At 73.2% G+C, this 12,543-nt stretch carries 10 protein-coding genes and 1 pseudogene; 3 read left to right on the top strand and 8 right to left on the bottom strand.

The window, feature by feature from the left end; all coding sequences use genetic code 11:
• Positions 1-228: 228 nt before the first annotated feature.
• Together ACIRD3_RS10280 and ACIRD3_RS10275 are read right to left on the bottom strand one after the other, a co-directional pair.
• Positions 229-567, bottom strand: a complete 339-nt coding sequence (locus ACIRD3_RS10280) for a hypothetical protein (protein WP_402213878.1) — start codon at positions 565-567, stop codon at positions 229-231.
• A gap of 56 nt (positions 568-623) precedes the next feature.
• Positions 624-794 carry a hydrophobic protein gene (locus tag ACIRD3_RS10275; protein WP_402213877.1) on the bottom strand — a complete coding sequence of 57 codons (171 nt, stop codon included), beginning with the start codon at positions 792-794 and terminating at the stop codon, positions 624-626.
• A gap of 542 nt (positions 795-1,336) precedes the next feature.
• On the opposite strand from ACIRD3_RS10275, the gene ACIRD3_RS10270 reads away from it, so the two are divergent.
• The 3 genes from ACIRD3_RS10270 to ACIRD3_RS10260 all read left to right on the top strand — a co-directional run bounded on the left by ACIRD3_RS10270 (position 1,337) and on the right by ACIRD3_RS10260 (position 4,582).
• Entirely contained in the window at positions 1,337-2,023 is a 687-nt protein-coding gene (locus ACIRD3_RS10270; RefSeq protein ID WP_402213875.1) for a type III effector protein, read from the top strand.
• 148 nt (positions 2,024-2,171) lie between these two features.
• Positions 2,172-4,142, top strand: coding sequence for a molecular chaperone HtpG (gene htpG / locus ACIRD3_RS10265; RefSeq protein ID WP_402213873.1), 1,971 nt, complete (start codon positions 2,172-2,174; stop codon positions 4,140-4,142).
• 125 nt (positions 4,143-4,267) lie between these two features.
• Positions 4,268-4,582, top strand: a complete 315-nt coding sequence (locus tag ACIRD3_RS10260; RefSeq protein ID WP_402213871.1) for a hypothetical protein — start codon at positions 4,268-4,270, stop codon at positions 4,580-4,582.
• A 190-nt stretch (positions 4,583-4,772) separates the two neighbouring features.
• On the opposite strand, the gene ACIRD3_RS10255 is transcribed toward ACIRD3_RS10260, so the two are convergent.
• From ACIRD3_RS10255 to ACIRD3_RS10230, 6 genes and pseudogenes are all read right to left on the bottom strand, one after another.
• A complete protein-coding gene (locus ACIRD3_RS10255; protein WP_402213870.1) occupies positions 4,773-5,162 on the bottom strand; it encodes a transglycosylase SLT domain-containing protein in 390 nt (129 codons plus the stop codon).
• Positions 5,163-5,803: 641 nt separating this feature from the next.
• Positions 5,804-7,339, bottom strand: coding sequence for a glycoside hydrolase family 28 protein (locus ACIRD3_RS10250; RefSeq protein WP_402213868.1), 1,536 nt, complete (start codon positions 7,337-7,339; stop codon positions 5,804-5,806).
• Positions 7,340-7,562: 223 nt separating this feature from the next.
• Positions 7,563-8,255 (bottom strand): annotated as a pseudogene (locus tag ACIRD3_RS10245) (LURP-one-related/scramblase family protein); the annotation flags it as partial.
• A 248-nt stretch (positions 8,256-8,503) separates the two neighbouring features.
• Positions 8,504-9,073 (bottom strand): flavin reductase family protein, encoded by a 570-nt coding sequence (locus ACIRD3_RS10240; protein WP_402213866.1) that lies wholly within the window; start codon positions 9,071-9,073, stop codon positions 8,504-8,506.
• 23 nt (positions 9,074-9,096) lie between these two features.
• Complete coding sequence (locus ACIRD3_RS10235; protein ID WP_402213864.1) at positions 9,097-11,256, bottom strand: tetratricopeptide repeat protein; 2,160 nt, start codon at positions 11,254-11,256, stop codon at positions 9,097-9,099.
• A gap of 29 nt (positions 11,257-11,285) precedes the next feature.
• Complete coding sequence (locus ACIRD3_RS10230) at positions 11,286-12,431, bottom strand: hypothetical protein (RefSeq protein WP_402213863.1); 1,146 nt, start codon at positions 12,429-12,431, stop codon at positions 11,286-11,288.
• Between the last annotated feature and the right edge of the window lie 112 nt (positions 12,432-12,543).

The raw sequence follows: 12,543 nt of genomic DNA, 5'->3' as shown, positions 1-12,543 counted from the left end.
CCCCGGGGGGGCGCCCCGTCCCATCCGTGTTTGGGCGCGGTTAAAACCGGGGGGGTTTTTTTGGCCCCCCCCCCCGGCCCCGGCCGCCCCCCCCCCCCCCGCGGGCCCCCCCGGGGGGGCCCCGGGGGGCGCCCCACTGCGGCAGCCGGTGACTCGGGCCAGAACGGACGAACTCGGAGGTGACACCCGGTCAGCAGCTTGAGACCCGGGAGGCCGAGGAGCGGACTGTCAGCCGCGGCGCCGACGGGACACGATGAGCCCGAGCACGCCGGCCGTCAGCGCCACGGCGCCGACGGACGCGAGCCGTCGGCCGCCCGCCGCCGGCCGTGCGCCCGCCGTCCCGACCGCGTTCCGGCTCCGGCGGGCGGCTCGCCGCACCGTGTCGAGGGTCGCGTGGGTGGCGTGGTCCGCCGCAGGGCTGTGGAGCGCGTGCTCCAGGCGTGCCCCGATGGCGCCCGCGGCGCCGCGGAGCCCGGCGATTCCGGCCCGTGCCGTCTCGCGGGCGTGAGCACGACCGGTCCGTACGGCACCTGCGGTGTTCGTCGTGATGCTGTCGAGTGCGCTCATGGCGGCTGATTCCTTCCGGTTGACGGAGTGTGGGGCTGTGGGGCTGGGGGGGTGGACTACCAGCGGTACCAGCGGCCGCGGCTGCCGGAGGCGCCGGTGCCGCGGGCGATGAAGCCCAGCAGCCAGACGGCGAAGACGGCGACGGCGACCCACCACAGGACCTTGACGGCGAAGCCCGCCCCGAACAGGACCAGGGCCAGCAGGAGTACGAGAAGAAGGGGAACCATGGCGAAGGACCTCCACGTCGGGTGATGGACTTCGGCTTCCCCGACCCCGCCCGGGCATTCCGGCGAGTTTGCGCGGGGTGGCGGCCGACGCGGACTCGGCGCGCTCGTTCGCCCTGAGGTCGGGCATGGCCGGAGGCGCGCGGGGAAGGCGGGGTTACCGCAGTCGTGTCGTAAGCCTTGGAGGCGGGGATGGCCGTGTCGATGGTGTTGCTCCTGGTCCCGCTCGCGCTGGCCATGGTCCTGGCCGCGACCGGCGCGTCGTCCGGGGACCGCCGCCGTTCCGCCCCGCCCGCCGCGGGGCGGAACGGGCGAGGGGTCCGGCGGCCGCGTCACACGCGCCCGCGCGGCTGACCGTCCCCGGGACCGTGCCCCGCAGGCGCGATGGCTCGGCGCCGAACCCGATGGTGACGACGCGGGCGGGTCGGACGTCGCCGGTGCCGTAGGAGCCGCTGTCGCCGGTGAAGAACGTCCGGCCACCTCCCCTCCCGTGTAATCTGTCATCCGAACGACGACACGAAGTCAGTCAGCGGAAGGACGACAGGATGGAACCGCAGGACAGCGCCGCGGCCGGGACGGGCCCCGCGTCGTTCCTGGCCGCCGCCTCCGCCCTGAGCGCGATGGACGCCGCCGCCCGCACCGCCCACCGTGCACCCCGGGACGACACGGGCCGGAACGACCCGCAGCAGGCCCTCGCCGCCCTCATGACGCTGCGCCGCCTGCGCGAGGAGCTCGCCGGCTGGGAGACCGGCCTGATCGAGACCGCCCGCGGCGCCGGTGCCACCTGGGCCGACCTCGCCGAACCGATGGGCGTGCAGAGCCGGCAGGCCGCCGAGCGCCGCTACCTGCGGCTGCGTCCCGACGCCGACGTCGGTACCGAGGCCGGCAGCACCGGTGAGCAGCGGGTCCGGGCGGCCCGCGACCGGCGCGCCGCCGACCGCGCGGTGACCACCTGGGCCCGCGACAACGCCGCCGAGCTGCGCCGCCTCGCCGGACAGATCGGCGCCCTGGACGGCCTCACCACCCAAGCGGCTCCCGCCGTGGCGCGCCTCCTGGCGGCACTGGGCCACCACGACCCCGTCCGGCTGCTCGGCCCGCTCGCCGAAACCCGCCCCCACCTGGCAGCGGACCACCCGCAGATCGCCGACCGCCTCGACCGGCTCGCCGTCCGGACCGACCGGCTGCGCGCCGACAGCGACCGGCGGCGCCGCAGACCGCCGGCCGGGCCGTGACCCGCAGGCCGTGGACCACCGCGGTCCCACCGGGGCGCAGCTGCGGCGCAGCGTGAGCCGACGCCGTGACGGCGCTCGGCGTACCGGAAAGCCCCGGTGGCCCGATCCGATCCCAACCCGTTCCCCACCCCCGAAGGAGACGCCTCCCGTGGCCAGCCCGACCCAGACGCTGGAGTTCCAGGCGGAGACCCGCCAGCTGCTGCAGCTGGTGATCCACTCGATCTACTCGAACAAGGACATCTTCCTGCGCGAGCTGATCTCCAACGCCTCCGACGCCCTGGACAAGCTCCGCCTGGAGTCCCTCACCGACACCGGCCTCGGCGTCGACACGTCCGACCTGCACATCACCCTGGAGACCGACCGGGACGCCCGCACCCTGACCGTGCGGGACAACGGCATCGGCATGACCCGCGAGGACGTCGTCGACCTGATCGGCACCATCGCCAAGTCCGGCACCGCGAGCCTGCTGGCCAAGGTCAAGGAGGCCAAGGACGCGGAGGCGGCGCAGAGCCTGATCGGCCAGTTCGGCGTCGGCTTCTACTCGGCGTTCATGGTCGCCGACAAGGTCACCCTGCACACCCGCCGGGCCGGCACCGAGCAGGGCACCGTGTGGGAGTCCGACGGCGAGGGCAGCTACACGATCGCGGACGCCGACGACCTGCCGGTGGGCACCTCGGTCACGCTGCACCTCAAGCCGGCGGACGGTGAGGACGGGCTGGGCGACTACCTGGCCGGGTGGAAGATCCGCCAGATCGTCAAGCAGTACTCGGACTTCATCCGCTGGCCCATCCGCATGGCCCCCGAACCCGCCGCCACCGCCACCGGCACCGAAGCCGCCACCGAGTCCGGCACCGAGGACGGGGACGCGGGCGGGCGCCGGGGCGAGCCGGAGACGCTGAACTCGATGAAGGCGCTCTGGGCCCGCCCGCGCAGCGAGGTGACGGAGGCCGAGTACAGCGAGTTCTACCAGCAGATCAGCCACGACTGGCAGCCCCCGGCCGAGACCATCCACATGCGCGCCGAGGGCACCTTCGAGTACGAGGCGCTGCTGTTCGTCCCCGCGCACGCCCCCTTCGACCTGTTCTCCCGCGACACCAAGCGCGGGGTGCAGCTGTACGTCAAGCGCGTGTTCATCATGGACGACTGCGACGCGCTGATGCCGAACTACCTGCGGTTCGTCAAGGGCGTCGTCGACGCCCACGACCTGTCGCTGAACGTCTCCCGCGAGATCCTGCAGCACGACCGGCAGATCACCGCCGTTCGCCGGCGCCTCGTCAAGAAGGTCCTCGGCGCGCTCAAGAACATGCAGGCCACCGACACCGAGGCCTACCTCTCGTTCTGGGAGCAGTTCGGCCGTGTCCTCAAGGAAGGCCTGTTCGAGGACCGCGACAACACCGACGCGCTGCTGGAACTGGTCAGCGCCGCCTCGACGAACGACCCGCAGAAGCCGACCACGCTGCGCGAGTACGTCGCGCGGATGAAGGACGGCCAGGACACCATCTACTACCTGACCGGCGAGAACCGGGCGATGGTGGAGAACTCCCCGCACATGGAGGCCTTCACCGCCAAGGGCTACGAGGTGCTGATCCTCACCGACCCCGTCGACGAGATCTGGACCGACCAGGTCCCCGCCTTCGACGGCCACCGCTTCCAGTCCATCGCCAAGGGCCGGGTCGACCTCGACGACGAGACCGACGGAGACGACGGCGACGAGGCCAAGAGCGAGAAGGCCCGGCGCGAGGAGGACTTCGCCGCCCTCCTCCCGTGGCTCCGCACGGTCCTGGCCGAGCACGTCAAGGACGTCCGCCTCTCCACCCGCCTGACCACCTCCGCCGCCTGCCTGGTGGGTGACGCCCACGACCTGACGCCGACGCTGGAGAAGATGTACCGGGCCATGGGCCAGGAACTCCCCGCCGTCAAGCGGATCCTCGAACTCAACCCCACCCACCCCCTGGTCACCGCGCTGCGCCAGGCGCACGGGACGAACGCCGACGACCCGGCACTCGCCGAGATCGCGGAACTCGTCCACGGCAGTGCCCTGCTCGCCGAAGGCGGCGACCTGCCCGACCCGGCCCGCTTCACCCGCCTCCTGACCGACCGCCTCACCCGCACCCTGTAACCGCTCGCGGGCTCCGACCTCCGCCGCGCCGCCTCCCGGGGAGGCGGCGCGGCGATCGTGCGTCACGTCCGGGTGACACCGGGGATCGAGGTTTCCGACGCCGCGCACGGGTCAGAAGGGAGACCATGGGCAGCTATGTGATCACCGTTCCGGGGACAGTGGAGCGACCGCTGGAGGAGTCGGCACGCCGCACCCTGCTCGCGGTCGTGCGCGGCGCGGACCCCGAGCAGGCCGGCGTGGAGGTGCCGGACCTGGACGTCCTGACGCTCGACGAACCGGAGGGGACGTTCGTGCTGCGTCTGGAGGTCGAGGCCGCCGATCGAACCGCCGCCGGCGAGGCGGCGCTGGACCTCGCCCGGCGGGCCTTCGCGGCGGCCGGGTACGAGGAGGGTGCGGTCGGCATCGGGGCTCCGGCGGTCACCGGCATCGACGTCGGCTGATCCGCCGGCCCCGGGTGGTCCAGGCCGTCCGGGAGACGGCGGAGGGGCCCGGTGCGCGTGGTGTGCGCACCGGGCCCCTCGGGGTCCGCCGCCGTGCGGCCGACTCGGCTCATGGCCTGGTCATCGGTCGTGGGGCGGCCGGGTCGAGCGGTGGATCGCCGGGGTGCGGCCGATCCGCTGCCGTGCCCGGTCAGTAGTTGTGGTGGACCTGCCAGTAGGCCCAGGCGGCGTTCGGGCTGCCGTAGCGGCCGTTCATGTAGTCGTAGGCCCACTTGATCTGGGTGGCGGCGTTCGTCTTCCAGTCGGCGCCGGCGGAGGCCATCTTGTTGCCCGGCAGGGCCTGGCCCAGGCCGTAGGCGCCCGAGGACGGGTTGGTCGCGGTGACGTTCCAGCCGCTCTCGTGGGAGATGATCTGGTTGAAGGAGGCGAGCTGGTCGGCGGGGACGATGCTCGCGGCCAGGGCCTGGGGGGTGGTGGCCGAGGCGGCGGTCGGGACGACCGCGGCACCGACGGCGACGATGCCGAGGGCACCGGTGAGCAGGGCGGCGGACTTGCGCATGCGGGTGGAGATCACGGGCATGGGGGAGTTCGACCTCAATCGTGGGGGTGCCTCGTCCCGCGGCTCGGCGGGCCCGGACGGGCCCGTGGGCGGGGTCGGCACCGGGGCGGTCACGAGCGGTGACCACCGGACGGGAGTTGCGGAAGTGGATCGCACCACCGCCGCAGCTGGCGACTGAGCCATTGTTAGCGGGGCCGGGGGCCGGCTCCAAGGGGTGCCTGGTACGACGCGGCGTCGTAGCACGGCGGGCGAACGCGCTCGTCGAGGACGGCTCGCTACCCCACGCCCGGACGCCCAAACCTGGATGAATCCGGACTTTTTCTACGCTCGGCAGGCGTGTGAGCTGCGACAACGCCGGAGGTTCGACGGACGGTCCGGGGGCGCGCCCGCGACGACGGCCGACCGGGCTGCCGCGACGGGCCTGCCCGAGGAGCGTTCCACTAGGAAGGGTAGGAGGCGCGCGTTGCCCGTGACGACCGTCACGGGCAACCCCTGTCCGGCGGCCTCCGGGAGGCGATCCAGCTCACACCGGTGTGACGCTCGGTAGTCGTCCGATGGCGCGGCCGGAGTCGGCACGGCCACGGTGGCCGCCCGGTTCGTCGCCATCGAGACCCGGCCGCCCTGCGCGTCTGCCGGAGGCCCCCGACCCGGGCCCGGCGCGGTCAGAGCGCCGGGAACGCGGGGAAGGCGCAGGTGGGCGCCCTGCCCGGACCGTCGGTGGTGGTCAGGGTGACGTCCGGGCCGGCCGGGTGGAGGTTGACGCCGCCGGCGGTGATGCGGGCGTGGGCGGCGGTCACGGCGGTGGCATCGAGGGCGACGCGGCGCAGCACCAGTTCGAGCGGGTGGGCCGTGTCGAGTCCGACCAGGGTTGACCTGGCGCCCTTGGGGGAGTGGGTGGCGGTGAGGCCGTCGACCGTGATGCCGGTGAACCACGGGGTGCCGGAGCCGCTGTCGGCGGAGTAGTGGGTGTCGAGGACGAGTGGGGCGCGGACGGCGTCCAGGCAGGTGCGGAGGTAGGTGACGTCGGCGACCCGGCCGCCGTTCGCGGGCGAGCTCTTGATGCGAATGCCGGTGCTGGAGCCGCTGGTGTCGCCTAGGGCGTCGGTGCCGGTGAGGGTGTTGTCGCGGAACAGGACGTCGGTCACGCCGCTGGTGGTCTCGCTGCCGACGGAGATGCCGTGCGTCCCGTAGAAGTGGTTGTTCGACACGGTGATGTTGCGGCTGGGCTTGTTGCCGCCCTTGATGGCGATGCCGTCGTCGCCGTCCATGATGAAGGAGTCGGTGATGGTGACGTTGGTCGCGCCGGCGGGGTCGATGCCGTCGGTGTTGCGGGCGGTGGCGGGGGTCTTGATGCGGACGCCCCACGCGGTGAAGCCGTTGCCGCCGTTGTAGACGACGTGGAAGTTGGGGGAGTCGAGCAGGTCGACGTGGTAGAGGGTGAAGTTGTCGGAGTCGTCGGCCTGGATCAGGCGGGGGTTGTTCTGGTGGGAGCCGGACCTCTGGGCGTCTGTGGCCAGCTGCCACCAGGTGGTGGTGGTGCCGAGCACGGTCTGGTCGCCGCGGCCGTCGACGCGGCCCTGACGGCCGTCGGCGGCGCGGACGGCCTCGACGCCGGCGTTGGCGCCGGCGACGCCGATCAGTGGTTTGCAGCCGCCGCCCGAGGAGGCGAGCGTGCCGCAACGCGGCTTGCCGCTGACCTGGTAGTCGGCGGGGTTGCGTGAGCCGTAGAGCGTCACGTCGCTGTCCAGGAGCAGGACTTCGCCCTGATGGATCGTCAGTGGACCGCTGAGGAAGGCGTTGTGGGCGGGGTCGGCAGCGTGCAGGCGGACGGCCACGGTCTGCTGTCCGGTCTGGGTGCAGGTGTCGAGCGCGTGTTGGATGCGGACCGTGTCCGGTGGCGTGGTCTCGCCGCCCTGGTCGGTGGTGCGGGCGGGCATGGACCGGGTGGCCGGCACGGTGGCGCAGACGGCGGCGGGCGGGGCGGGCTCGGTGACGTGGCGGGTGTCGCCGGTCGCCGTCCCGGCGGGCGTGGCGGAGGCGGCTGGGGCGGCGACGGTCGGTGTGCGGGGCGCCGGGGTCGGCGCGGCGTGGGCGACCAGCGGAACCGAGACGCCGAGGACGGCGAGGGCTCCGGCGACGGCGAGCGCGCGGCGGGTCGCCTGGCGCCGGCGGTGCGTGCGACGGTCGGGTTCTGGCACGGCTGTGTCCTCCTGGCGCGGCGGCCTGCGGACGGCAGGCCGGGTCGCCCACCAGTTGCCGCCGTGGGACCGGAAGGTTGCCGCCGGGAACCGCCCGGTGCCGGAAGGCCGAAGACCGGGAGCGGTCAACGCGCCTGGTCGGCCCTCCAGGGCATCGTCACGAGCCCGCCCCTGGACATCGCCTGGTCGGGGGCGGGGCTCCGGACGGCCTGCCGGGTCGTCGTCAGCCGAGGCCGCGGGCGTCCTGCTTCAGCGCGGTGTCCACGGTCAGCGCGGTCGCCACGACGAGGCTGAGCAGCGGGTCGGGGAGCGGGCGGTGGATCTGGAGCACGTAGTTGTCGGCCGTGGTGAACATCGTCTTCGCCAGGCCCTCCCAGGTCTTGGTGATCCGGGCGATCTCGGTGTCCGTCGCGTCGACGATGGAGAAGTTCCAGGCCCGCCAGTTCTCGGCCTTGACGGCGCCGATCTTCTGACCGCCGACTTCCAGCGCAAAATTGATCTTCCCGATGGCGTTCTGCTGGATGATCTGGCCGACCTCCTGGCCGTCCGGACGCTGCACGATCACCCGCGACTTGATGATCTTCGCCGGGCGGGTCAGCAGCAGCACCGGGGTGCCGTGCGCGTCGCGGATCTCCAGCTTGTGGGTCAGGTACTGGTCGATGGAGGAGAGCAGGCGCAGCAGCTTGCGCAGCGTGCTCTGGCCGACCTGGACCACCGATCCCAGGGTGGCGCCCTGCTGGTCGAAGACCGAGTACTCGTTGGTCAGCTCGATCAGCTTGGCCTTCTGGTTCACCACCAGGACCGGCTCGGAGAAGAGGGTGCCGCCGCCGCCGTAGACCGGTCCGACGCCCGCCTGGTGCTGCACCTGGTGCTGCACCTTGGCGGGGTTTCCGGCCGGAGCGGCCGGCTGCCCGGGGAAGCCGGGAGTGTTCGTGTTCTGGGACATGGCGGGCAGGCTAGGCCCAAGACCCGGTCGGCAGCCAGACCGTTTTCCACGGCGCCCCCGCCCGTTCGGGACGCCGCGTCGCGAATGTGGCCTGCAGGTATGGGTTTTGCAAAGGAAGGCTGATGGGCGGTCAAGTGGGCGGATGTGCTCGATGTCACATCCGCCGCGCTCGGCGAGCGGAGGCCCCGCGGTCGTGGCCGCCGGGGCGGCGCCGACGGTCATCCGTGGTCCCCCTGTTCGTCCCCCACGGACGAGCAGCCGGACCGTGCACCTGCGGGTCCTCCCGCCAGACACCGGTAGTGGCTTCCGAAGTGCACCAGCGGATCGGCGGTGCCGTTCCGGTCGCACCAGACGGGCTGCCCCAGTACGAGCAGGTGGTCGGCGGCGGAGACGGTGCGCTCGACCCGGCACACCAGGGCCGCCATCGCCCCGTCGATCACCGGGACGCCCCGGACCAGCCGGTGGCCGATCCCGGCGAACCGCTGTTCGGCCGGCGCGGTGGCGAACCGGTCGGCCAGGTCCCGGTGATGGCGGCCGAGCAGGTTGATGCCGAAGGCGCCCTGGCCGGTGACAGCGGCCAGGGTGCGGCTGCTCCGGTTCAGCGACACCAGCACGAGCGGCGGGCTGAGCGAGACCGAGGTGAAGGAGCTGGCCGTGCAACCGGTCGGCCGGCCCTGGGCCGTGGCGGTGACCAGGGCGACCCCCGTGGCCCAGCGGCGCATGACGCTCCGCAGGGCCGGTCCGGTGACGGCCGGGCTCTCCGGCCGGGGTGTCACCGGAGCCGTCACGGTGCCAGGATCCGGCCGGGCCGTCACGCCGCCCTCACCGGATCCGCGACCCCGTTGGGCGAGCTCGCAGCCGACTCGGCCGCCGCCAGGTCGGCCTGGTGGGCCGTCGGATCGCCCAGGGCGAGGTGGCACTCGGCGCGCCGTCGCAACAGGTCGGCCCGGTCGGCACCGGGCAGCAGCAGTGCGGCGGTGTAGTCGCGGCGGGCCGACTCCCAGTCACCGGTGCTCTGGTGGACGTAGCCACGGTTGTAGAGCAGGTCCGGATCGTCGGCCTCGATCGCCAGCGCCCGGGTGAGATCCGCGACGGCGGTGCGGTGGTCGCCCCTCTCCAGGAGCAGGGCCGCGCGGTTGGCCAGCGCGCTCACCAGGTCCGGCTCGGCGGTCAGTGCCAGGTCGAAGTCGCGCAGCGCCGCCTGGTCGGCGCCTGCGTCCAGCGCCAGCAGCCCCCGGGCGCACAGCAGGCGGGCGTCGCCCGGGTGGTGGCGCAGCCCCTCCTCGACCTGGGCCAGCGAGCCCGCCGCGTCGCCCTGCTCCCGCAGCAGGCTGGCGAGGTTGATCCGGGCGTCCAACTCCTCGGGTTCCAGCTCGAGTACGTACCCCAGGTCCGCGATCGCGCCGGCCGGGTCGCCCAGTTCCAGGAGCAGGTCGGCCCGGTTGTAGTGCATCTCCCAGAACGGCGCGGCGAAGGTGATCGACTCGCTGTAGTCGGCCAACGCGCCGGGCAGGTCGCCCATCCGGCGCCGCAGGTCGGCCCGGTCGAAGTAGTAGTCCGGGTAGTTGGGATCCAGCTCGATGACGGTGTCGATGTCGGCCAGCGCCTCCTCCAGCCGGCCGAGCGCCGTGTACACCCGGCCCCGGTTGTGCACCAGCACGGAGCGGTGCAACCGGTGCTTCTCGGCGGGGAGTTCGCGATCGATGTCGGCCAGACCGGTGCTGACCAGGCGCAGCGCCTCGGTCGGGTTGCCCAGGTTCAGCTCCACCAGGGCCAGGCCGTTGCGGTTGAAGACCGACTGGAAGACGCGCTGGTCGTGGTCCGGCAGCAGGGAGGCCATCGCGAGCACGTTGTGCAGGTGGGCCTTGGCCAGCTGGTGGTCCCTGTGCGCGGCCGGGTAGTAGCGCGTGTAGAGCATGGCGAGGGCGTAGCCGGAGAAGATGTGCAGCATCGGCTGGTCGAACATGGCGCGCAGCTCGATGTAGCGCCGTTCGGCCTCCTCCGGCCGGCCGAGGATCGCCAGGGCGGTGGTGACCTTGGTGCCCAGCAACCAGTACTTCCGGGGCTCCTCGGCCGGGTCCATCAGGGCCGTGCCACGTCCGGCCACGTCGAGCAGCGCGTGGTAGAAGCCCATCGAGACCAGGTACTCGGCGGCGTCGAGGAACGCGTCGGCGGCCGCTTCCCGGTCGCTGCCGTGCTCCAGGTGGTAGGGGATCGCCCCGAGGTGCAGGGTCCAGTCTCCGCTGCGGCGCAGCTCGGCCGCCCGCCGGTCGTGCAGTCGGGCCCGCTCGGCGGCGTCGAGGCGGAGGTAGGCGGCTTGTTCGGCGGGGTCGTGGGAGGTGCCGTCGGACTCGACGTAGGCCAGGGCCGACTCGTGAGGCTCCGTCAGCTTCTCTTGTCCGTCGTGATGGTGGGCGATGGTGCGGGTGGCACGGGCGGCGAGAGTCGTGGTGAGTTCGGGGATCAGGTCGGCGCCGCCGGTGTGCACGGTGACCGTCACCAGGTCCGGCCGGGCCCGGCGCAGCAGGATGGCGAGGAACTCCTGGTCGGTGTGATCGGCCTCGTCGACCCGGTCGAAGCGCAGGGCCAGCGCGTGGCCGCGCTCGCGGGCGTGGCCGTGCAGGAACTCGATGATGCCGTGGGCGAGACGGCGGGTGCGCTTCGCCGGGTAGAGGCGGGTGCGCTCGTTGGGCACGGCCAGCGAGGTGAGGGTCTGCGGTCCGGCGCCGATCAGGTCCTTGAGTTCCGGAGCGGCGGACAGGATTTCGACGGCGTGGTGCGCCACGAGCTCCGGGTGGGCCCGGTGCGCGTCCGGTACCAGCGCGCGCAGCAGGGTGCCCAGACCGGTGTACGGTCCGCGCAGCCGCCGGTGGCAGTCGGCTCGTGCGTCGTACCGGTCGTCGTACCGGTCGTCGTGCCGGTCGTCGTGCGCGGTGTCTGCGGGCTGGAGGCGCCAGGTGTGGGAGGTCACGGGTTTCCTTTCGTGAGGGTGCGGGCCGGTCACCCGGCGGCGCGGCGTTGCCTGCGGCCGACCAGCAGGGGCAGCACGACGACCTGGACGACGATGACGAGCAGGGCGACGGCGGCATCCCAGAGCCGGCTGTCGCCCAGCGAGCGGTGCGCGATGCCGTCGGCGAGTCGCTGGGCGAACGTCACGGCCGGCAGGACGACGGTGAACACGGCGGCGACCAGCAGGACGGCGGTGCCGATCGCGGTCAGCAGGGCGTACCAGGGGGCCAGCGCCCGCTCCCGCGCCGACCAGCGGTCCTCCGCCCAGCCGCCCCGGCCCAGACGGTGGCGCAGATAGGCCGAACCCACCTCGTGCAGGTCGGCGCAGCCCAGCGCCGTGGCGAGGACGTAGTAGAGGTCGGTGCGCAGGAAGATCAGGAACTGCCAGGCCAGTCGGGGCAGGATCAGGTACGCCACGGCGAGGGCGAACCGCCCGGCCCAGGACGGTCCGGTCGCGAGGTCGGCCGCCGCCGCGAGGGTGAGCGCGCCGAAGAGCACGACCTCGCCGAGCATCCCGGCCAGGAAGGGCAGGTAGCGCTGCGCGGGCCGCACACCGAAGAGCGCGTCGAGCCGGGTCTCGAAGACCACGAAGTAGAGCCGTCGTCCGATGCCCAGGCCGGTGGGCAGGCCGAGCCGGCGGCCGGCCAGGACGTGCCAGCCCTCGTGCCAGAGCATGAGCGGCAGCTGCAGCGCGGCGAGGGCCACCTCCACCGCGACCAGGGACGGGACGAAGAACACGTTCCGGGTGTGCGGCTGCAGTCGGGGCTCGTGGACCATCGCCGCGATCGCCAGTGCGGTGATCAGCGCGTAGCAGCTCCAGCCGAGCGGCGAGAACATGGCACGTCCCACGGCCCGGAGGCGTACGGGCACGGGCTCGGCGGCGGCGCCGGGCTCGTGGACGAAGCCGAGCTCGCGCATGGTCTCGACGAAGTCGGCCAGGTCGACCGGCTCCCCGTAGGTCGCGTCGTACCAGGCGGCGGCCTCGGCGAGCGGCATGCCGTCGGCCAGGCGTCGCAGCAGCGCCGCGCCGTCCTCCGGGAGCAGCGCGAAGGACCCGGTGTCGGGCCGGCCCACCCGCGTGCCGTCGCGTTCGGTGACGAAGGTGAGCGGATGGAACGCGAGGTCGGCGGTCGCCATGGGTCTCTCCCTCGGAGGGGTGCGGGCCTCTCGGACGGGTGCGGCCCGATCGGGCGGGCGGGTGCGGCGGGACGAACCGGGCCTGCGTGCTGTGCGCACGCAGGCCCGGGGG

The organism is Kitasatospora sp. NPDC093550 (assembly GCF_044764985.1).
Lineage (GTDB): Bacteria > Actinomycetota > Actinomycetes > Streptomycetales > Streptomycetaceae > Kitasatospora.
Note: the sequence above shows the minus strand (reverse complement) of the source record. Positions and strands in the feature narration are given on the sequence as shown.

What these genes read in the sequence shown, in the direction of transcription:
- ACIRD3_RS10230 (WP_402213863.1), bottom strand. Translation starts at nt 12,431, where the DNA reads ATGGCGACCGCCGACCTCGCGTTCCATCCGCTCACCTTCGTCACCGAA.
- ACIRD3_RS10280 (WP_402213878.1), bottom strand. Translation starts at nt 567, where the DNA reads ATGAGCGCACTCGACAGCATCACGACGAACACCGCAGGTGCCGTACGG.
- ACIRD3_RS10270 (WP_402213875.1), top strand. Translation starts at nt 1,337, where the DNA reads ATGGAACCGCAGGACAGCGCCGCGGCCGGGACGGGCCCCGCGTCGTTC.
- ACIRD3_RS10255 (WP_402213870.1), bottom strand. Translation starts at nt 5,162, where the DNA reads ATGCCCGTGATCTCCACCCGCATGCGCAAGTCCGCCGCCCTGCTCACC.
- ACIRD3_RS10275 (WP_402213877.1), bottom strand. Translation starts at nt 794, where the DNA reads ATGGTTCCCCTTCTTCTCGTACTCCTGCTGGCCCTGGTCCTGTTCGGG.
- ACIRD3_RS10260 (WP_402213871.1), top strand. Translation starts at nt 4,268, where the DNA reads ATGGGCAGCTATGTGATCACCGTTCCGGGGACAGTGGAGCGACCGCTG.